At 61.2% G+C, this 19,248-nt stretch carries 18 protein-coding genes; 12 read left to right on the top strand and 6 right to left on the bottom strand.

Annotated features, from left to right (window positions below; all coding sequences use genetic code 11):
- Window positions 1-37: 37 nt before the first annotated feature.
- On the top strand, window positions 38-1,045 hold the full coding sequence (locus OES25_04110; protein MDH3626822.1) for a thrombospondin type 3 repeat-containing protein: 1,008 nt from the start codon (window positions 38-40) through the stop codon (window positions 1,043-1,045).
- Here the strand turns inward: OES25_04110 and OES25_04115 are convergent.
- Together OES25_04115 and OES25_04120 are read right to left on the bottom strand one after the other, a co-directional pair.
- Entirely contained in the window at window positions 1,042-1,623 is a 582-nt protein-coding gene (locus OES25_04115; protein ID MDH3626823.1) for a hypothetical protein, read from the bottom strand. The genes OES25_04110 and OES25_04115 overlap by 4 nt on opposite strands.
- The gene (locus OES25_04120) at window positions 1,620-1,901 is read right to left on the bottom strand and encodes a DUF2007 domain-containing protein (GenBank protein ID MDH3626824.1); all 282 of its coding nucleotides are present in this window, start codon (window positions 1,899-1,901) and stop codon (window positions 1,620-1,622) included. The genes OES25_04115 and OES25_04120 overlap by 4 nt, the downstream gene beginning before the upstream one ends.
- On the opposite strand from OES25_04120, the gene OES25_04125 reads away from it, so the two are divergent.
- The gene (locus tag OES25_04125) at window positions 1,830-2,318 is read left to right on the top strand and encodes a hypothetical protein (protein MDH3626825.1); all 489 of its coding nucleotides are present in this window, start codon (window positions 1,830-1,832) and stop codon (window positions 2,316-2,318) included. The two genes, OES25_04120 and OES25_04125, sit on opposite strands and share 72 nt — an antisense overlap.
- 92 nt (window positions 2,319-2,410) lie before the next feature.
- Window positions 2,411-3,025, top strand: a complete 615-nt coding sequence (locus tag OES25_04130) for a hypothetical protein (protein ID MDH3626826.1) — start codon at window positions 2,411-2,413, stop codon at window positions 3,023-3,025.
- 8 nt (window positions 3,026-3,033) lie between these two features.
- Here the strand turns inward: OES25_04130 and OES25_04135 are convergent, their stop codons facing one another.
- The gene (locus OES25_04135; protein MDH3626827.1) at window positions 3,034-4,257 is read right to left on the bottom strand and encodes an ATP-grasp domain-containing protein; all 1,224 of its coding nucleotides are present in this window, start codon (window positions 4,255-4,257) and stop codon (window positions 3,034-3,036) included.
- A 141-nt stretch (window positions 4,258-4,398) separates the two neighbouring features.
- Here OES25_04135 and nadA point away from each other — a divergent pair, with 141 nt between their 5' ends.
- Together nadA and nadB are read left to right on the top strand one after the other, a co-directional pair.
- On the top strand, window positions 4,399-5,481 hold the full coding sequence (nadA, locus tag OES25_04140) for a quinolinate synthase NadA (GenBank protein MDH3626828.1): 1,083 nt from the start codon (window positions 4,399-4,401) through the stop codon (window positions 5,479-5,481).
- Window positions 5,457-7,070, top strand: coding sequence for an L-aspartate oxidase (gene nadB, locus OES25_04145; GenBank protein ID MDH3626829.1), 1,614 nt, complete (start codon window positions 5,457-5,459; stop codon window positions 7,068-7,070). Before nadA ends, nadB begins: the two co-directional genes overlap by 25 nt.
- Window positions 7,071-7,081: 11 nt before the next feature.
- Here nadB and OES25_04150 read toward each other — a convergent pair whose 3' ends face one another.
- Window positions 7,082-8,641 carry a DUF2868 domain-containing protein gene (locus OES25_04150; GenBank protein MDH3626830.1) on the bottom strand — a complete coding sequence of 520 codons (1,560 nt, stop codon included), beginning with the start codon at window positions 8,639-8,641 and terminating at the stop codon, window positions 7,082-7,084.
- A gap of 97 nt (window positions 8,642-8,738) precedes the next feature.
- On the opposite strand from OES25_04150, the gene OES25_04155 reads away from it, so the two are divergent.
- From OES25_04155 to OES25_04165, 3 genes are all read left to right on the top strand, one after another.
- On the top strand, window positions 8,739-9,503 hold the full coding sequence (locus tag OES25_04155; GenBank protein ID MDH3626831.1) for an MBL fold metallo-hydrolase: 765 nt from the start codon (window positions 8,739-8,741) through the stop codon (window positions 9,501-9,503).
- Window positions 9,504-9,511: 8 nt separating this feature from the next.
- Window positions 9,512-12,235: a serine/threonine protein kinase gene (locus tag OES25_04160; protein MDH3626832.1), complete on the top strand. Its 2,724-nt coding sequence runs from the start codon at window positions 9,512-9,514 to the stop codon at window positions 12,233-12,235.
- Window positions 12,236-12,306: 71 nt separating this feature from the next.
- On the top strand, window positions 12,307-13,047 hold the full coding sequence (locus OES25_04165; GenBank protein ID MDH3626833.1) for an alpha/beta hydrolase-fold protein: 741 nt from the start codon (window positions 12,307-12,309) through the stop codon (window positions 13,045-13,047).
- A gap of 6 nt (window positions 13,048-13,053) precedes the next feature.
- Here OES25_04165 and OES25_04170 read toward each other — a convergent pair whose 3' ends face one another.
- Window positions 13,054-13,305: a PspC domain-containing protein gene (locus OES25_04170; protein ID MDH3626834.1), complete on the bottom strand. Its 252-nt coding sequence runs from the start codon at window positions 13,303-13,305 to the stop codon at window positions 13,054-13,056.
- Between the two features lie 238 nt (window positions 13,306-13,543).
- On the opposite strand from OES25_04170, the gene OES25_04175 reads away from it, so the two are divergent.
- From OES25_04175 to OES25_04190, 4 genes are all read left to right on the top strand, one after another.
- On the top strand, window positions 13,544-13,963 hold the full coding sequence (locus OES25_04175) for a hypothetical protein (GenBank protein ID MDH3626835.1): 420 nt from the start codon (window positions 13,544-13,546) through the stop codon (window positions 13,961-13,963).
- A 93-nt stretch (window positions 13,964-14,056) separates the two neighbouring features.
- Complete coding sequence (locus tag OES25_04180; protein MDH3626836.1) at window positions 14,057-17,341, top strand: PDZ domain-containing protein; 3,285 nt, start codon at window positions 14,057-14,059, stop codon at window positions 17,339-17,341.
- A gap of 43 nt (window positions 17,342-17,384) precedes the next feature.
- Window positions 17,385-17,750, top strand: coding sequence for a response regulator (locus OES25_04185; protein ID MDH3626837.1), 366 nt, complete (start codon window positions 17,385-17,387; stop codon window positions 17,748-17,750).
- Entirely contained in the window at window positions 17,750-18,442 is a 693-nt protein-coding gene (locus tag OES25_04190) for an HAD-IA family hydrolase (GenBank protein MDH3626838.1), read from the top strand. The genes OES25_04185 and OES25_04190 overlap by 1 nt, the downstream gene beginning before the upstream one ends.
- Here the strand turns inward: OES25_04190 and ttcA are convergent.
- Window positions 18,439-19,245 carry a tRNA 2-thiocytidine(32) synthetase TtcA gene (ttcA, locus tag OES25_04195; protein ID MDH3626839.1) on the bottom strand — a complete coding sequence of 269 codons (807 nt, stop codon included), beginning with the start codon at window positions 19,243-19,245 and terminating at the stop codon, window positions 18,439-18,441. The two genes, OES25_04190 and ttcA, sit on opposite strands and share 4 nt — an antisense overlap.
- Window positions 19,246-19,248: the final 3 nt, after the last annotated feature.

Genomic DNA, 19,248 nt, shown 5'->3' on the forward strand with positions numbered 1-19,248 from the left:
CTATCCTCCTCACATCACTCACTGGAGAGCCTCGCCGATGTCGAAATTGAGAACACGATCGTTGCTGTGGATGCTTTTAGCCGGTCTGTCGGTATCCACTCTGGCCATGGCGGCGCAAGATCGTGCACCTGTTGAGATCGGTGTGCTCGGCAGCTTCACCCAGTCGGACGATGTCGTCGTGGGCGACGGCGCGGAGAGTTTTGAGCCCTCGTTCGGCGCGTTTCTCTCCGGGCCGTTGTTCAAGAACTGGGACTGGTATACGGACCTGCTGCTTTCGGAGTTCACGACCGTCGGGTTCCGCGGAGACGGTGATTCGATCACGGGCCGAGCGGCGATCGCGTACACGTGGGGACGTGACGGGTATTCGCGCTGGTTTGTTTCCGCCGGCTGGGGTTGGTCCGAATTGACGTTCGACAACGCGCTTGACTTCACCACTGGCGTCGCATCGGCGGGCATCGGCCAGCGAGTCCCGGTCGGGCGCAGAGCCGGCCTACGCTGGGAGCTCCGAGTTTCCCGCAGTCTGGCCGAGGACGGTTTTGTCGGGGAAGATCTGACGACCATCGACGCTCTGGTCGGTCTGGGGTGGACCGTCGGCGGAGTCCGAGACGGAGATCGAGACGGCGTCGTCAACTCCCGAGATCGCTGCCCTCACACCGCGGCGGGGACCGGCGTTGATCGTTTCGGGTGCCCGGCAATCACGCCAAACTATCCGCAGACAACTCCCGTCCCGGCCTCGTTGCTGCCGACGCGAGGGCGTCTAGCCACTCCGCGAGATGCCGACGAGGATGGCGTCCTGGATAGCGCCGACAAGTGTCTCCGGACGTTGAAGGGTGTTGAAGTCGATGCCGACGGATGCCCGCGGGATGATGACGGCGACGGCGTTCATGACGGACTTGGCATGGATCGTTGCCTCGGAACACCGGCAGGCGCCAAAGTCGATCGCAACGGCTGCCCGCTGGACGGCGACGGCGACGGAGTCTACGACGGACTCGACGCGTGCCCCGATTCGCCGTCGGGGGCGAAGGTAGATTCCCGAGGCTGCTAGGGCGTTTCCGTCTCGCCGCCGAACTGTACATCGGTGCTACTGAAAGTGCTTCCGTAGTTCAATTGTAGGTTGATCACCTGGCGAACCGCGCTTGTGAACTCGAGTTGTGTGAGTTCCGCAAGCGGATGAACGAAGATCGCCCACACGACGTCACTCCAGAGCGCGTACCTTGCGTCGAGCGCCTCGTCGAAATTGGCCTCGAGCATCCGAACCACGTCGTTCGGTGATAGACCGTCCGCCTCGGCTACCGGCGTCATGACGCGCATTCGGTTCGCATCCGGATCGCAGATCACAAGAATCTCGCTGTCCGCCAACCTGAAGTAAGTACGATTGCCGTCCCGCTGATAGGTCTCTCCAACCATCGACTCGACAAATCTCTGGACGGCGTTGACGTCAGTCGTTCCATCGGCCTGGCGACCGGCAGCCAGTCGCATGGTCGGCCCGGGAATATCCTGTTCGAGCTGTCGCATCGTCTCTTCGATCGTGCGTTGGTCCGGCTGGGGTGATTCCTGACCCACGACCCTCCCGATCACCAGCAGTGGCAAGAGAAGAAGGACGATGCGAAGTCGTTGCTTCATGACGGGTCCTCGATGTCCACCGCGGGCTCGCTTATCAGTGCGCGTGCTTCCTCGAGCCGATCCTCCGGAACCTTCACCGTCGCGCCAAGCATCCGATTCGTCGTCTTCGTGCCTGCGGCACCCAACGGATAGAGGCGAAGAGCGGACTGACCCTGAGCGGTATGAGGAATCTGGGCCACTCCAAGAAGCGAACAGACGAGTTGAAGATGAAAATCGTCGGTCGTTTGGATCAAGACCTTCCACGGGACGGAAGGCGATTCACAGTCCTCGAAGCTCATCTGTTCATCGTACCCCGTGGGCGACGGGCGCGCCTCTCACTCGCCACCGCGCAGTTGGCCTCCGCAGATCAAGCCAACCGCCACAGCGACGAAACCCAGAATCAAGTGCAGCCCGATGTGGCTGACGGCTCGCCAGGTCTCTCCCTGCCGGACCAGTTGCACCGCTTCCAGGCCGAACGCGGAAAAGGTCGTAAACCCGCCAAGAAACCCGAATGCAAGAAGACGATGGAGGACGTGGTCGGTGTTCCCACGCCACGGCGCCCAGCCGAACAGGAGACCAACGCCCAGGCAGCCAGTGACGTTCACGATGAGCGTTCCGAGCGGGAGACCGGCGGCGATCACGGTACGTTCGGCGAGCCGGGTGAGTGCAAACCGCAGGATCGAGCCGACCCCACCTCCGAGACCGACGGCAACTAGGTGCGAGATTCGAATATCGAGACCTCCCCTCGAAGGATTCTAACAGCGCGACCGGTCAGACGGTCTAAAATGGCAAACACCAGGAGGACACGATGATCGAGGGCGAAGAGCAGCCAGAGCGACGGGATCAGACGCGGCGGCGTCGCCCGATTCGCCGCGTGGCTCAAGTCCTTCTGATCGTGGTTCTGGTCCAGGCCGGTCTGTGGCTATGGGTCGGGCGCGGTGCACTGATTCGGAGAATGCCCGAAATGGTGGCCGACGATCTTGCATTCCTCGTGAACGTCGGGTCCGATCGCGATCTGTTGGTCGACGATGGACTGCCGGCCCGCCGATTCATGGTTCACCCGCGAATCGCGTCGGTGCTCAGCGTTCACAAGCAGAATGACCTGGCAAGGACATTTTCGGCATACAACGGCGAGATGTTCGCCGACGAGCAGTCCTGGAGCGCGTTCTCCGACCCGCACCTCTGTCGGCGCTGCATCGCGATCGGCTATTCCGAACGCTGGATCTATCCGTTCGTAGCGCGCGCGACCACCGGTTACACGATGCATCCGTCGACGTCCGGGGGCTGGACCGACGGTCGAGAGTGGCCGGTCATGAGAAGAGACCACGTCTACCTATTCGTATTCGGCGTGTGGGTCCGCGTTCACGACGGTCAGCATCGCGGCGGGCAGGCGGACAACGGTACGGCCACCATTCCAGTCTAGAGACGACGCTATTCCGCGTACAGCTGAACCTCATCGGCAATTCGATCGGCCATGCTGAACGTCGCATCGAGATCCTCGTGACGAACGATGAGATAGCCGTCGGAGATCTGTGCCTGCTGCCAGTCCCGTCGTTGTGCTCCGATCGGTAGCAGGTCGACCTTCACCAGATGATGACCGAACTCTTCGCGGATCTTATCGACACCGTCGATCCGTCGAATCCTTCCTTCGCCACGGGCACGCTTGAACACGATCCCGGCGTTGTAGTGTCGTTCAACCGGATGCAGCAGGCGCCCGTGGCAGATCGCCTCGGCCCACGCGCGAAAGATATCGGCGTCGCTTGAAAAACACATCGCTTCCACAAGTCGTGCCCCGGCCGGTCGAGCGCCAATCTCGCCAAAGACCACTTCGCCATCGGCCTTTCGATACCACTCCATGTGGGTGAATCCGGTGTCATACGCCAGCGCCGCAATGACCTCGTGGCCCATGCGTCGTCCATCCGCCAGATGGGAGACGCCGATGTCCCGAACGCAGACGCAACTTGGGCTGATCCACTCGAACTGTTTCTGCTGGAGTGGGCGTGGACGATAGTAGCCGATGTTCTCGTAGAGAATTTCCCCGTTCGCGCAGATGGTGTCGTATGTGAACTCCTCGCCGTCGATAAACTCCTCGACGCTGACGTCTTCCACGTGGCCCAGCAAGGGGAGAACGCGCGACAACTCATCGTCGCTATCCACTCGATGCGTGTCCGACGAGCCGGCGCCGGAGATCGGCTTGATGATCAGCGGGTAACCGATTTCGCGTGCGGCGTCCCTGCATTCGTCGAGTGTCCGTGCGTGCCGATGACGCGGCGTCCGGATCCCGGCCGCATCCAGCGTCTGCTTCATGGCCTCCTTGTCGCGGAACGGATGGGTCTGCACCATGTTGAGGCCGGGGACCCCGAGGACCTCACGAAGTTTCGCCGCCAGCATCATGCCGGGTTCCCACAGGCACTCGATGCGGTGGAAACGGATTCCGTTGGAGTGGGCCTCGTGGGTAACCCGTTGGGCCGTTTGATCGAGGTCCCAAAGGTTCGGCACATGAAGATGGGCGGTGAGACAATCCTGAACTTCTTCGGCGAGTGCTGAACGCGGCTGGTCACCGATCCCGAATACGCGAGCGCCGGTCGCAGCCAGGCCACGTGTGAAGTAACCAACCTCGCCGGGATAACCCGGCGAAACCACCAGAACGTTCATCTCGGCTCCTCAGGGAAACGGTCTATTATTCCACGATAAACCTCGCCAGAGGGGCACCGTATCGCGAGGGGATTATAACGGTGTTCAAATTGCGATCCGTACCCCGCTTTGGTACTTTCGTTAGATGGATGGTGGAGCAAAATGATCGACTCGATCTACGAGAATCTGAAGCGGCGCCTCTCCGATGTCATGCCTGACTTCGAGTTGCGAATGAAGGCCGAGGTCGCGGCGGAGATCGAGGTTCTCAAGCGTGAACGCAATGCTGTCATCCTTGCTCATAACTACATGGAGCCGGCACTATTTCATTCCGTTCCGGATATTCGTGGGGATTCACTCGAACTCAGCCGACGTGCCGCCGCGGTCGAGCAGGATGTGATTGTCTTCTGCGGTGTTCGATTCATGGCCGAGACCGCGAAGATCCTCAGTCCAACAAAAACGGTGCTCTTGCCGTCTGCCGCCGGAGGCTGCTCGTTGGCCTCGAGCATCACGGCAGCAGACGTCCGTCGGATTCGAGAACAGTTTCCTGATATTCCCGTGGTTTGCTACGTGAATACGTATGCGGATGTCAAAGCGGAAGTGGATGTCTGTTGTACGTCGGGGAACGCGGCAGAGGTCGTCAAGAGTCTGGACTCGGATCAGGTCATCTTCCTCCCCGATGAGTTCCTCGCCCGAAATGTCGCGATCGAAACCGGCAAGACCATCTTGCTGCCGGCGAAAGACGGCAGCTTCGAAGTGGTCTCGGAGGATTCACGACCGGATCTCATCGGTTGGCATGGTCGGTGCGAGGTTCATGAGAAGTTTACCGTCGAGGATATAGAGAACGTCCGCAAGCAGTTCCCGGATACGATGATCCTGGCGCACCCCGAGTGCAGCCCGGAGGTCGTTGCAGCCTCGGATTACTCGGGAAGCACGACCGCGATGATCAAGGCTGTCGAGGAGTCCAGCGCCGGTCGCTACCTTCTCCTCACCGAATGTGCGATGGGCGATAATATTGCCGGCGCCAACCCCGATAAAGAGATGCTACGCATGTGTAGTGTTCGCTGCCCACACATGAACGAGATCACACTCGAGGAGACCCGCGACGCTCTCTTGTACGATCGCTACAAGATCGAGGTTCCCGACGACATCCGCGTACGTGCCGAGGTGTCCATCAGAAAAATGCTTGCGGTGCCACCGAGTGTGGCGACGTCGGGACCTGAATGCCCCACCAAACAGATGTCCTGATCATCGGTTCGGGGCTTGCGGGTCTGACCGCGGCGCTCGAGTTGTCCCGAGACGGCGAGCGACAGATCACCGTTCTGACTCGTGCCGCCGAACCCGAGGACTGCAACTCCAGCCTGGCACAGGGCGGCATCGTCGGGATCGGCGATGGCGATTCTTCGCCTCTGCTGAGTGACGATATTCTCAAGGCCGGTGCAGGGCTCACTCTTGACCGCGCGGCAGATCTACTTGCGCGGCGCGGTCCCGAACTTCTGCAGTCCGTCCTGATCGATGAGGCCGGTGTCGGTTTCGATCGGGCGGACGACGGTAGTCTGCAATATGGACTCGAGGCTGCCCATTCACAGCGTCGCATCCTGCACGTCGGCGATGGGACCGGCCGCGCGATCATGCAGGCTCTATTGCGGTCACTGTCCGAGCGAGACAACGTCGAACTGAAGACCTCCCACACCGCCGTCGACTTGTTGACGTTCCCTCATCACTCTCGCGACCCATTGGCCGTCTACGATCCACCGGATTGCCGCGGTGCCTACGTGTTCGATAGTCAAGCGCGACGGGTCGAGCCGATCGTAGCGGATGCCACCGTCCTTGCTACCGGAGGGCTCGGGCAGATCTATCTCAATACCTCGAACCCACCGGGGGCCCGTGGTGACGGTCTGGCGATGGCCTATCGCGCCGGAGCACGCGTCGTGAATTCCGAGTATGTTCAGTTTCATCCAACGACGCTGCACATGCCCGGGGTGATGAAGATCCTCATCAGCGAAGCTGTCCGGGGTGAAGGAGCACGGCTGCTAACTCCCGACGGCGAACGGTTCATGGTTCGCTACGCACCCGACAAGTTGGAGTTGGCGACCCGCGACGTCGTCGCACGGGCCATCTACGCCGAGATGCTGGCGAGCGATCATCCGTACGTTCTCCTCGATATCGCGGGGCAGCGAGACGCCGACTACATTCGTGGACGGTTCCCTTGGATTCATGCCGCCTGCCTGACCGTGAACATCGATATCGCCCGCCAGCCGATCCCTGTCGTCCCCGCGGCTCACTACGCGTGCGGCGGAGTCCTGACGGATCTCCATGGCCGCACCACGTTGGGCAATCTCTATGCGATAGGTGAGGTCGCGTGCACCGGTCTTCATGGTGCCAATCGACTGGCCAGTACATCGCTTCTCGAAGGGCTTGTGTGGGGGCAGCAAGCCGCGGAACACATTCGGCAGGCGCCGTCGCTGCCCAGAACCGCCACCGGCACGATTCCAGAATGGGACGAGAGCGATCTCACCTACGAGGCCGATCCAGCCCTCATCCAGGTCGATCTTCAGGCGATTCGCAACGTCATGTGGCACTACGTCGGCCTGGTTCGCAACGCCCATCGGCTCGATCGCGCCAACCGCGAGTTGCAGAGACTCCTCCTCCACATTGAGGAATTCTACGGCCGCGCGTATCTCACCGACGATCTGATCGGGTTGCGAAATTCGGTACTGGTGGCGTCGGTGATCGCCCGCGCGGCCGGCCGCAATCCAACCAGTCGAGGATGTCACTTTCGCGAGGACTCGCGTCCCGAGGGCGGAGCAACGACGCCGTCGAAGGGACGGTCCTAAGATCCTGGTCGCTAGGGGTTGGATGCGGGGAGCCACGCGTTCTTGGCGACCCGCCCCAGCCAATCGTCTCCCGTCGGTCGCCCGACGTTCAATTCCTCTGTCTCGAGTCCCGTTCCGGCGATGACCGAGCGCCAGATCTCCATGCGGCGCTTCCTCTCCCGCGACGGCGTGCGCGTCTGGAGAGCATGGGCGGGATCCACGAGAACCAACAGCCTCTCGCCCGTTTGTTCGAGGCGTTGTTTGAGATCAATGAGAAACCGACCGTGGATCTCGGGATGCGGGTCCTGAGACAGGTTGAACAGTACGACCCGCGTACGACGACGCTCGTCGCCCGCAGATCGAAGTTCGTGGATCATCGTCTGGAAGCGTGTGGAGTCGACAGGCTCGGCGCACTGAATGGCCGCGCGGGCTCCGAGTAGATCGTAGAGCACCGCATTGACGGACGGGATGGTCGGCGGTGGCGGGCGATAGCCGAACGGATGGATGACGGCTCTCGAGCTGTCACCACGCCACTCCACGAACGCTCGACGATAGTACCCGTCGTCGGTATCGACGCCGAGACCCGCCGCAAGCCGTCGCGATCGCAGTCGTTCACCGATGGCAAGCAACGTTCGCGGGAGAATGACGAAAAGGGCGAGCGTCACGGAGAGCAGAAGAACCCAGCGCCCGACGTCTCCCGGCGCGGAGACGGCGGCCAGATCCGGCACGGGCAAACGGGTGATCCACGACGCCGGAGCGAGGACCGTTTCGAGGAACACGTGGGCGTGCCCGACCTCCAACCACGAGCCGTGCCAACTGATCCTCGCGCCCGAGTCACTTCCCCGAATCTGAAGATCGAGACAAATGCCGATAGCGAGAAACACCACCGACCAGTGAAGAAGCTCTCGTACTCGCGCCGAAAGCAGGTCGCCGGCCAGTCGATGCCAGAGTGCGGCGAACCGGATCACCGCCCGTGTGACGATCTCTCTTCGACGTGGATTACCGTCGTGACTCAATTTCCATCGTTGCAACCGTCGCCACAACGCCCACCGCAGAAAGGTCGCCGCGAGGTACGTGGCAATACCGCGACGCAGGAGTCGATGACGAATTCTCTCGCTGGCGGCGTGGACCTGGGTAACCCATCGTCGGAGAAGCTCCATCACAAAGATCATGAAATAGGCCAGCAGGTTCCAGAATAGGAGCAGGTAGATCGGCCAGGCCAACAGGTCGATCCCGTCCCGCGTTGCCACGCGCATGAGGAGAATGCCAAGCAGCAGCGATAGTCCGAGCAACGAGGGCGTGGTTCCGCTACCGAGTCGAACGAGATGCATGATCGAGACCAGGATCGGAACTCGCCGTCGTAGGGCTTCGTAGATGATGCGGGCCCGGCGGGAAATGGTCTCGCTGTTGCGAACCGAGTCAGCCATCTGGGTTTTCGGACCCGACCTGGAGAACCCGGTTACCATCAAAGCGCGTCGAGTCGCGCCGGATCGGAGATTCTCGGTGAGGAGTTGCCCCTTGCGATCCGATTCCTCGAATGCGCGTACCAGCAGAACCGATTGCGCCTGCTTCTCGCCGAGAGGGACTTTCATGGTCCGGTCCGATTCCGCCTGGTGTGCAACGTCCGCTGACCCACAATAGCACCGAGACCACGGGGAAATCAGCGTGTCGTGATAGATTGGCGCGCACTTGGGTGAGGGTAAACGTTCGATGATCGTCGAAAAGAGCATGAGCGACGGCTGGTTATCGAACACCTATCTCCTGGCGGATCGTCCCGGTGGGAAGGCGGTGCTCATCGACACCGGCGGTCCGATGGGGCCGATCGTGCACAAGCTCGAGAGCCTCCGACTGGAACTGACCTACGTCCTTTGCACCCACCACCACATCGATCACGTCCAATTCAATGATGCCTATCGCGATCGATTTGGTTGTCCCGTCTGCGGCCATCGTAACGAGCGAGAGCTATTCGGTCGCCTGGACCAACAACTCGAGGACGGCGATGAGCTCGTCGTGGGGGATCTACATATCCGCGCGCTTCTCACTCCCGGCCATACGGTGGGGCAACTAGCGTATCTCGTCAACGAGCAGCGCGTGTTCACCGGCGATACCCTGTTTCGACGAACCGTCGGCGGAACGGTCGGACCCGGTCACGCCTCGTTTGAGGATCTTCAGTACTCGATCATGGACATCCTGATGCGACTGCCTCACGGAACAGAGGTGTATCCCGGACACACCGATTCCTCGACCATCGGTGAGGAGTGGGAGCAGAACCCATTCATCCGCACCTGGCGCGGTCTCGATACGGCGTCGGAGCGTCCATGCACCGTCGGCGGGCAGCCGGCGTCGTTGCTTCTGGAGGCGCCGGACTACGACGGCGGGACGAAGTGCTGGGTCCGTTTCGACGAGGGGCAGCGTCTGGCCGTTGTGGGTGGCTCCCGGGTTCAACAGCGATGAGCCAGTTCATGCGATCGTGCCCGAGTTGTCGATCGGCTGTCACCGGCAATTCGACATCGTGTGGAAACTGCGGAGCCGACGTCCCCACTTCGGCCGATATCACCCAGACCAGCATCTCCTCGACCACGTCCTCGGTGAGTGGAATTCAGACGACCGCCGGGGACCGGTTCGCACCGGGTGTTCTGCTGGCAGACCGCTACCGCATCATCGGCCCGCTGGGCAAGGGAGGGATGGGGGAGGTCTATCGGGCCGACGACGTGAAGCTGGGCCAATCGGTCGCGCTGAAATTCTTGCCGATCGAGTTGGCGCAAAATCCGGATCGACTCCGGCGGTTTCTTCACGAAGTCCGCATCGCCCGTCAGGTCTCCCACGCCAACGTCTGTCGTGTCTACGACATCAGTGAGATCGACGGCCAACACTTCATCTCGATGGAATTCGTGGACGGCGAAGATCTGTCGACGCTGCTCCGTCGCATCGGCAGGATCTCAAGCGACAAGGCAACCCAGATCGCGCGTCAGATCTGCGCGGGGCTTCACGCCGCCCACACGCAGGGAATCATTCATCGAGATCTCAAGCCGGCCAACATCATGCTGGATGGGCGCGGTCAGGTCCGGATTACGGATTTCGGGCTGGCTGGCCTCGCGGAGGAGTTCTCCGGCAATGAAGTCCGTGTCGGGACACCGGCGTACATGTCTCCCGAGCAGCTCTCCGGCAAGGAAGTCACGGTCCAGAGTGACGTCTATGCACTTGGCCTCGTGCTTTACGAACTGTTCACCGGGGACAAGGCATTCGACGCATCCTCGGTCGCCGAGATCAGCCGGCTGCAACAAGAGTCCATGCCATCGACGCCCACCACGCTTGTGCCGGATATCGACCCGCTTGTCGAGCAGGCGATCCTGCGTTGTCTTGAAAAGGACTCGTCACGGAGACCGGCGTCCGCCCTGAACGTCGCGGCGTCACTGCCGGGTGGAGATCCGCTGGCTGCAGCCCTGGCGGCAGGGGAGACCCCGTCTCCAGAAATGGTGGCGGATGCGGGGCGTAGCGAGGGACTGCATCCCGGTATCGTCCTGGGGCTTGTCGCAACCTCGCTCGTTGCGTTGGCGATGCTGATCTGGATGTCGGACCAGCTCCGGTTACCGAACTTCTTCCCCGAGGCCAAACCACCCGCTGCGTTGATGGCCGATGCGCGAAACATCATCACGGAGATGGGTTATAGCGACGCTGCGCTGGATCGGATCGGCGGCTACGCCTACGACAACGACTATCAAAACGACCGAACCGACACATTGAGTGGCAGCGACGCGTGGCGTGACCTTCACATGGTTCGACCATCGCCGCTGATCTTTATCTATCGACAGAGCCCGAATCGGCTGGTCGCGTCCAGAGCAGCCGGCGCTCCGTCGTCAACCAATCCACCTCTCGTGCTGGCCGGCATGATCAGCGTCACTACCGACAGCAGCGGACGACTCCTCAGTTTCGTCGCGGTTCCCGACGAGCGAACTCCCGACGAGAGCGAGGGCGGGAAGGAGGAGCCTGTCGACATTGCCGAACCCGACTGGATTCAGCCGATAAGTCTCGCGGGTCTTGACCTCGAAACGCTGCAGGAGGTCGCCCCGGTCTGGAGCCCGGTGGTTCATGCCGACGTGCGCAAAGCGTGGACGGCACACTATCCCGACAACGATGAGATCGTCCATGTGGATGTCGGGGCCACGGCGGGACGGGTCAACTGGATGCGTGTGACGGCCGATTGGACCGAAAGAACGCGAACCGCCCAGACCACCGGAGGGGCCAATCAGACGGTCGGTATCGTGATTCTGTCGATTGTCGCGGTACTGGTGCTGATCGCAGGACTTGTCGCTCGCCGACACATTCGCCTTGGACGCAGTGACACACGTGGAGCTTTGCGGTTGGCACTGTTCATGGTCGGCGTGAATTTGGCGACCTGGCTCCTGGTGGCCCACCACGTGGCCACCGTGGGGGCTGAGCTGTTCCTCCTGATCGACGCTATCAAGACGTCGTTGTTTCTCGGAGCGATGGTCTGGACGTTCTACGTGGCCGTCGAGCCCTACATGCGGAAGCTGTGGCCGGACACCCTGATTTCGTGGACCAGGCTCCTGACCGGACGCTGGAAAGATCCCTGGGTCGGAAGAGATCTCCTCGTGGGCGTCGCGGGCGGCGCGATCATGTCCGTTCTTGGGAGCCTGACCACTCTCCTGCCGTCGTGGCTCGGGAAGACGGCGATCGCTCCTAGCGCCGTAAGCGTCGCCGCGCTTGACGGCTACCGACAGGCCATGGGGATCACGATCGGTCAGGTGCGCCAGGCTATGATCCTCCCGGTGGCCGTTCTGTTCCTGTTGGTCATCTTTCGCATCGTCTTTCGCGGGCGAAAGATCTCTGTCGCCGCCACCTTCGTAATGATGACGGTGATTCAGGCCGCGGGGGCCCTGACCACGATCTCCGATCCGCTCGTGATCACGTTGACGATCGTCGTTTCGGCGCTCGTCTGGTTGATGTTGGTGACGATCATCGTCCGTCGCGGACTGCTGGCCGCTGCGGTGACGATCATCAGCGCCAATATCCTGTCGACGATTCCGCTGACGGCCAACCTAGGGGCGTGGTACGCGTCCACCGCATACTTGACGTTGTTGTTGCCGGCTGCACTGACCGTTTTCGCCGCGTGGGCCGCTCTGGGCGGTCGCAAGTTTCAGTTCGACAAGTTATTGCAGGACTGACCGGGTCGTCGGGCGCGGTACACGACGCTGGTGTAAGGTGTCGCCCCGAACCCCAGGAGCGGAGAGGACGGATGTTTCGTAAGCACGAGTTGATTGAGAGCGCCGCGATGGGTCGCCGCGTTCACCTCTGGCGCTTCGGGCACTTCGGCATGCCGGTGCTCGTCTTCCCGTCGGCAGCCGGCATGGCCCATGAGTGGGATGCCAATGGGATGGTGGACGCCCTCTCCGATCTGATCGACGGCGGCAAGATCAAGCTGTTCTGCACAGAATCCAACGTCGCCGAGGCGTGGACCCGCAAGGAAGGTTCGCCGCAGGAGAGGATGGCCCGCCATCGTGCATACGAGAGTTACATCAACGAAGAGCTGGCAGAGTTGATTCGTGAAGATTGTAAGAGTGAACAGATCCCCATCGCCGTTACCGGCACAAGCCTCGGAGCTCTCTACTCTGCCAACTTCGCACTGAAGAACCCGCAGACCTTCCAGTACGCACTTTGTATGAGTGGTCGCTACGATGCCACGTGGCTTACCGACGGGTATTCCGACGGCGACATCTATTTTTCGAATCCGCTCGCGTACGTTCCCGGACTCGAAGGCGAGCCACTCGAAGCCATACGTCGTCATACCCATCTAAGTCTGGTCTGCGGGCAGGGCCGATGGGAGGACGGCAATATCGAGGAGACCCAGCAACTCGCCAGCCTTCTCGAGGCGAAGGACATTCCACACGAATGCGATCTCTGGGGCCGCGATTCCCATCATCAATGGGAATGGTGGCAGCGCCAGGCCCTTCATCACCTGAGCCGCCGATTCGCCTGATCGGCTCTACGGTTGCGGATCGACGAAGGACGGCGCGGCGGTCGTCGAGCGAGGCAGACGAATCGGCTCGGCCGGCATGATGAGCCAGGCAACCCCGTAGGCCAGAAGACCGGGGACCACCGCTGTCGTCAGGGTCACGACGGCCCACGCCAGACGGAACAGAACCGGATCACGGTCAAAATACTCTCCGAGACCGGCGCAGATGCCCAATATCTGGCCCCGCCGGCTGCGGTATAGACGCCTAGGTTCTTGTGTCATTTCTTGACTCTCCGCTCCACGTGTCACTAGACGATACGGGAGAATTCCGTGACGGGTTCCGAAATTCTCCAGGCGCGGTCACGATTCCGTTATTCAGCCCACGAAATCGGGTATGGAACGTCCGTCCGCAGGGGCCGATATTGGAATTGATACAAGAGGGTGGAGGGACCGTCGGATGCTGATGCGCGCTGCAGAAGAGAGTTTTGAGCACGGGGTGACTGCGCTTGGGGAGAACCGAATGCGCGAGGCGCTCGCCTTTTTTGAGGCCGCCGTCTCGCTGGAGAAACGGTTCAACGTCAAGGACCCTCAGGCTCGCTACCTCAGCTATTACGGCCTGTGTCTGAGCAAGACTCGGAGCAAGAGACATGAAGCCGTTCGCTGTTGCAAACGGGCCACACGGATCGAGCGTTACAACCCGGATCTGTATCTCAATCTGAGCCACACGCTCCTGGCCGCAGGCTTCCGCGGAAAGGCTCACGAGGCCGTCATCAGCGGCCTGCGCCAGGAACCCAAGCACACCGAGCTTCGACGCCAGTTGGCACGCCTAGGACATCGTCAGCGATTGACCGTGCCCTTCCTGTCGCGGTCGAATCCGATTAACGTCTTCTTCGGCAGGCAGCATCGCGCCGCCGCTCGGAAGCGTAAGAAGCGGACCTGATCGAGAGGCGGCCCACCGTCTCACTCTAGTATCATCCCCGCGGGTGACTCCGCCAGCCGTGCGGTACGTACCCAGACCATAAGGGGATGAACGATGCGTTTCCAAGATCGCAGGGCCACCGCCCTGTGGGCCGCCCGGTTCGTGATGGTCATAGCAATTGGGCTCGTGACCGGGTCCTTCCATGCAGCGGACAAACAGAGTACCCGTCTACTGCGCTTCCCGGACATCCACGGCGATCGTGTCGTCTTCGTGCACGCGGGAGACATCTGGATAGCGAGTAGCCGAGGAGGCGAGGGCCATCGACTAACCGGACACACGGGCCAGGAGCTCTTTCCGAAGTTCTCGCCGGACGGAAGCCGGGTCGCTTACTCCGCCGAGTACTCCGGAAATCGCCAGGTCTGGGTCATGGATGCGGATGGGAGCAACCAGCGACAGCTGACCTTCTACAACGATGTGGGGCCCATGCCACCGCGTGGTGGATTCGATTACCGGGTTCTCGACTGGACCCGCGACGGGAAGCACGTGGTGTTTCGCGCCAACCGGCTGCCGTGGGGTGTTCGACTGGGGCGCCCCTACGTCGTTCCGGTCGATGGGGGTATGGAGCAACCGCTCGCCGTCCCGGAGACGGGTGGCGGCATGTTGTCGCCCGACGGAAAACAGTACGTCTACACCCCCATCGATCGCGAGTTTCGCACGTGGAAGCGTTACCGAGGCGGCCGTGCACAGGACGTCTGGATCTTCGATCTGGAATCGCACGATGCGCGCCAGTTGACCGATCACGTCGCCACGGACAACCAACCCGTCTGGGTCGAAGACAGCATCTACTTCACGTCGGATCGAGAAAAGCGGCTCAACCTCTACGCAATGACGACGTCAGGCGAAGATCTTCGCAGAGTGACCAACCACGAAAACTTCGATGTGTTGTGGCCCAGTGCGGGGCCGAAGCAGGTCGTCTACGAGGCGGGAGGCAGTCTGCACCGCTTCGATCCGGGCGCGGATGAGAGTGAGCGGATCGACATCCGGCTAAACGGTAACTTTGTCGGTACGATTGCCGGGTTGCGGAATGTGTCGGACTGGGTCACCGGTGGCGATATCTCTCCGACCGGGAAGCGCGCCGTCTTCGTGGCCCGCGGCGAGATGTTCACCGTCCCGGCCGAAGATGGTTCGGCGAGGAATCTCACGCGATCTGCCGGGGTCCGGGAGCTGCACCCCGCCTGGTCGCCGGACGGTCGTCTGCTCGCGTACCAGAGTGACCGCAGCGGCGAGTACGAGATCTATGTCCGACGACAGGACGGCAAGGGGGAGGAGCGTCGGGTAACCAGCGGCGGAGACGTCTGGCGATTCCCGCCGGTCTGGTCCCCCGACTCGAAGATGTTGGCGTGGGGGGACCGAAGCCAACGGTTGCGTTACGTCACGATCGACACCGGAAGGGTGACGGACGTCGATCACTCCGACTACAACGACATCACCAGCTACTCGTGGTCTCCCGACAGCCGCTGGCTCGCCTATACGAAGAACGACGCCAGCCAGTTCTCATCGGTTTACGTCCACGATCTGGAGTCCGGAGACAAACATCGCCTGACGGACGAATTTACCAATGATTACCAGCCGGTATTCGGAGGAAAGGGCGACTTTCTCTATTTCCTTTCCGACCGCGACTACAACCTCACGTTCAGCGGCTACGAGTTCAACTATTTCTACACACGACCGACGAGGATCTACGCGGCGACACTGAGTAGCGACGGTCCGTCGCTCCTCAAGGCAACAAGCGATGAGGAGCCGTTCACCGAATCGGAGGAATCGGAAGAGGAGGAGGCCGACGACGACGAGGCGGAGGGCGAGGACGTGCGTGTCACGATCGATGTGGAAGGAATCGCACATCGCGTGGTGGCGCTTCCCGCGTCGGCAGGGAACTACGGAAGCCTGGCAGGAACCGAAGACGGACTCGTGTTCGCGCAATTCGACCAAAACTCGCCTCCGTCGATCCGACAGTTCAACGTCGAGAGTGAGGAGACCGAGACGATCCTCGAGGGCAGCGGGAACTACGCGCTTTCCGCCAACGGATCGAAGCTCCTGGTCGCTCAGGGTGAGAACTGGCGGATCATCGATCGAAAGGCCGGGCAGGACGCGTCATCCGGGGGCCTGGATCTGAGCGGACTGGTGGCACGCGTGGACCCGGCTGCCGAGTGGCTTCAGATTTTCAATGACGCGTGGCGAATTACACGGGACTGGTTCTACGACCCGGAGATGCATGGCGTCGACTGGGATGCCATTCACGACCTGTACGAACCTCTGGTCGAGCATGTGCATCATCGCGCCGATCTCGACTATATCCTCGGCGAAATGGGTGGGGAACTCAACGCCGGTCACTACTACGTCAACTCCGGAGACATGCCGACCGTGCCGCGTCGAGACGGAGGCCTTCTCGGGGCGGAGATCCAGAAAGGACCGTCAGGTTTCTATCGGGTCGCCGAAGTTTTCCCCGGCGAGAACTGGCACGACGCGTTTCGTTCGCCCCTGACGGAGACCGGCGTGAACGTTCACGAGGGCGATTGGATCCTCGCCGTCGATGGCGTCAGCACGAAGGGAGTCGACAATTTCTATCGACTTCTGGAGGGGACCGCGGGGCATCAGGTCGAATTGCTCGTCAACGATCGACCGAAAGAAGAGGGGGCACGTGTCGAAATCGTTCGCCCGTTGGCCCGAGAGACCAACCTTCGATACCTGAAATGGACCCAGTCCCGTCGCGATCTCGTCGATCGTCTTTCCGGTGGTCGAGTCGGCTATATCCACCTACCGAATACCGCCACCGATGGAAATCGCGAACTGCGAAAGTATTTCTACCCGCAGGCCGATCGCGACGCCCTGGTGATCGACGTTCGTTACAACGGTGGTGGTTTCATTCCCGATCGAATGGTCGAACTGCTCACGAGAGAGCGTCTCAATTACTGGAAGTTTCGCGGGGTAGAGCCGAACCCGACGCCTCAGTATTCGCATGTCGGTCCGAAGGTCTGCCTGACGAATCACTATTCAAGTTCCGGCGGAGATGCGTTCCCGTACTATTTCAAGAAGCTCGGACTTGGCCCACTGTTGGGGACACGGACATGGGGAGGGCTCATCGGTCTTTCCGGCAATCCCGGGTTCATCGACGGCGGGTCCATCAACGTACCCACATTTCGGTTCATCGATACCGACGGAAATTGGGCTGTCGAGAACGAGGGCGTTGCACCGGATGAGGAGGTTGTCGATCATCCGACTCTCGTGAGTCAGGGCCAGGACCCCACCCTCGAGCGCGCCGTTGCGTATCTACTTGAGATGCTAGGCGAGAATCCGGTCGAGCGGGTGGTGACGCCGTCTCCGGTCGTTCTCCCTCGATAAGAAGGGCCATAGCATAAGATCGGGAAAACTGGGGGTGACTCGCGTGTCCAGAACGATTCTAATCGTCGACGACGAGCCGATGATTCGTCGGCTCGTGCGGATTCGGCTGGAACAATCGGGGTACGAGGTGCGCGACGCCGCAGACGGGGCGGCGGCGGTTGGTATTGTCGACGAGTTCAAACCGGACGTTGTCATTTCAGACATCCTCATGCCCGACTTCGACGGCATCGAGGTCATTCGTTCATTGCGGAAGAGCCACCCGTCGATCCGACTCATCGCGATAAGCGGCGCGCCCAACGATGTATTCCTCAACAGCGCGAAGGTACTAGGGGCGGCCCGGGTGCTTCGAAAGCCGTTCTCGATGGACGAGCTGGTGGCTGCAGTCGAAGAGGTCCTCGAGAAACCCTGATGGAGTCGGCGAGACTACCCGTCTTCGACGTTGTGACGTTCGACTGCTACGGGACTCTGGTCGATTGGCGTGGCGGGATCGCAGACGCGTTTCGCACCGTAGCCGGGCGAGCAGGGCACGTTGTGAACGTCCCCGAGGTGTTGGATCACTACATCGAGATTGAGGCCGGCTTCGAGGCCGGGGCCTATCGCTCCTATCGCGACGTGTTGCGTCTCACTGCGATGGAGATCGGTCGACGCCTGGGTTGGACGCTCACTGGGGCCGAGGCTGAGTTCCTGGCCGATAGCCTGCCGACATGGCCCGTGTTTCCCGATACGATCGCTGCGCTAGGCGCCATACGTGGCAGCGGGATCGAGGTGGGAATCCTCTCGAACGTCGACGACAAGTTGTTGGACGGCACGCTGAAGTCTCTGGGTGTTCCGATCGATCTTCGAGTCACCGCGGAGGAGGTCCGGGGCTACAAACCGGGGCCCGCACACTTCGAGACCGCGGCGCAGAAGATTGGCGCAAGGAGTTGGCTCCATGCCGCGCAGAGTCTGTTCCACGATATCGAGCCTGCCAACCAGAGAGAACTGCCGTCGGCATGGATCAACCGTCAAGCGGAACCCCGACCGAACTCGCCGGTTCCCGATTGGGAGTACACAGACCTCCGTTCGCTGGCGGATGCTTTGCTGGAAGCTCGCGCGGGCTAGCGACGCGGCTCGTATTGATCGGCCGATCGGCTCCAGGCTTCTGCAACCTCGGCATCCAGTAGATGACTTGGACGCACGTTCTTGAGCGCCGCGGTCATCACGGAGCGAAGATCGGGGATGCGTTCTTCGAGGTCCGTCAGCAGGCGCTTGATCTCGACTCGTTTGAGATCGCTCTGAGACCCGCAAAGGTTGCAAGGCAGAATCGGAAAGCGGGCCTGTTCCGCGTGGGCCGCAATGGAACTCTCCGAGCACTCGATGAGAGGGCGGATGACTTCGAATCGTTCGTCGTTGGTCGTGTAGCGGGCCGGCATCGCTTGCAGCCGACCCGAGAAGAACAGGTTTAGAAGAAGCGTCTCGATGGCATCGTCTCGATGATGACCCAGTGCGATCTTGTTGCAGCCCAACCGATCGGCCGCTTCGTAGAGAATTCCCCGTCTCAGACGAGAACAGACACGACAATACGTATGCTCGCCCGTCCGCTCCTGTGTCGTGAGCACCGCGCTGTACGTGTCTTCCCCATGGATCACGAATTCGATGCCGGCCGCCTCCAGCCAGGCTCGCAGTGGCGCTCCGTCGTACCCCGGTTGTTTCTGGTCGAGATGAAACGCGACGAGTTCGAACCGAATTGGAGCACGACGACGAGCACGATCGAGCAGTTGCAGCATGGTGTAGCTGTCCTTGCCGCCGGAAATGGCGACAAGGATGCGATCGCCATCACGGATCAGGTCGAACGTCTCGATCGTCCTCGACATCGTACGCGCCAGGGAGCGAAGGGGATCTCGGATCTGCAGGAGCTCGGCCATGGC

It is taken from the genome of Acidobacteriota bacterium, from assembly GCA_029861955.1.
Taxonomy (GTDB): Bacteria; Acidobacteriota; Polarisedimenticolia; order Polarisedimenticolales; family Polarisedimenticolaceae; genus JAOTYK01.

Coding starts and splice junctions, on each gene's coding strand:
- OES25_04110 (MDH3626822.1), top strand. CDS start 38: ATGTCGAAATTGAGAACACGATCGTTGCTGTGGATGCTTTTAGCCGGT.
- OES25_04115 (MDH3626823.1), bottom strand. CDS start 1,623: ATGAAGCAACGACTTCGCATCGTCCTTCTTCTCTTGCCACTGCTGGTG.
- OES25_04125 (MDH3626825.1), top strand. CDS start 1,830: ATGAAAATCGTCGGTCGTTTGGATCAAGACCTTCCACGGGACGGAAGG.
- OES25_04120 (MDH3626824.1), bottom strand. CDS start 1,901: ATGAGCTTCGAGGACTGTGAATCGCCTTCCGTCCCGTGGAAGGTCTTG.
- OES25_04130 (MDH3626826.1), top strand. CDS start 2,411: ATGATCGAGGGCGAAGAGCAGCCAGAGCGACGGGATCAGACGCGGCGG.
- OES25_04135 (MDH3626827.1), bottom strand. CDS start 4,257: ATGAACGTTCTGGTGGTTTCGCCGGGTTATCCCGGCGAGGTTGGTTAC.
- nadA (MDH3626828.1), top strand. CDS start 4,399: ATGATCGACTCGATCTACGAGAATCTGAAGCGGCGCCTCTCCGATGTC.
- nadB (MDH3626829.1), top strand. CDS start 5,457: ATGCCCCACCAAACAGATGTCCTGATCATCGGTTCGGGGCTTGCGGGT.
- OES25_04150 (MDH3626830.1), bottom strand. CDS start 8,641: ATGAAAGTCCCTCTCGGCGAGAAGCAGGCGCAATCGGTTCTGCTGGTA.
- OES25_04160 (MDH3626832.1), top strand. CDS start 9,512: ATGCGATCGTGCCCGAGTTGTCGATCGGCTGTCACCGGCAATTCGACA.
- OES25_04165 (MDH3626833.1), top strand. CDS start 12,307: ATGTTTCGTAAGCACGAGTTGATTGAGAGCGCCGCGATGGGTCGCCGC.
- OES25_04170 (MDH3626834.1), bottom strand. CDS start 13,305: ATGACACAAGAACCTAGGCGTCTATACCGCAGCCGGCGGGGCCAGATA.
- OES25_04175 (MDH3626835.1), top strand. CDS start 13,544: ATGCGCGAGGCGCTCGCCTTTTTTGAGGCCGCCGTCTCGCTGGAGAAA.
- OES25_04180 (MDH3626836.1), top strand. CDS start 14,057: ATGCGTTTCCAAGATCGCAGGGCCACCGCCCTGTGGGCCGCCCGGTTC.
- OES25_04190 (MDH3626838.1), top strand. CDS start 17,750: ATGGAGTCGGCGAGACTACCCGTCTTCGACGTTGTGACGTTCGACTGC.
- ttcA (MDH3626839.1), bottom strand. CDS start 19,245: ATGGCCGAGCTCCTGCAGATCCGAGATCCCCTTCGCTCCCTGGCGCGT.